Below are 446 nucleotides of genomic sequence, written 5' to 3'. Positions count from 1 at the left end.
CCACTCCAGCAAAAGCCTCTGATGTGGTGGCTCCGGCAACCCTGACCAAAGCTGGTTACGTTGCGCCTGCGTCCAAAGCGCCAAATGCTCCGGTTATCATTGCGCCTGCGCCACTGACCAAAGTAGCGTCTGCAGCTCCGGCACCACTGACCAAAGCAGCAAACGTTGCCCCTGTTGCGCCGTCCCATCTGACTGAGCAGGCTACCCCTGCGAAAAAATCTGATGTGATTGCACCTGCGATCCTGACCAAAGCCGATTACGTGGCTCCTGCGGCCAAAGCGCCAAATGCTCCGGTTATCAGTGCGCCTGCGCCACTGACCAAAGTAGCGTCTGCAGCTCCGGCACCACTGACCAAAGCCGCATATGCTGCGCCGGTGGCCCCTTCTCACCTGACTGAGCAGGCCACTCCAGCAAAAGCCTCTGATGTGGTGGCTCCGGCAACCCTG

1 pseudogene is annotated in these 446 nt (G+C 59.6%); it reads left to right on the top strand.

What is annotated here, in order from left to right:
• Positions 1 to 446 (top strand): annotated as a pseudogene (locus K5I40_RS23790) (hypothetical protein); the annotation flags it as partial.

Source organism: Leclercia sp. LTM14, from assembly GCF_023736175.1.
In the GTDB taxonomy this organism is placed as follows: domain Bacteria; phylum Pseudomonadota; class Gammaproteobacteria; order Enterobacterales; family Enterobacteriaceae; genus Enterobacter; species Enterobacter barmai.
Note: the sequence above shows the minus strand (reverse complement) of the source record. Positions and strands in the feature narration are given on the sequence as shown.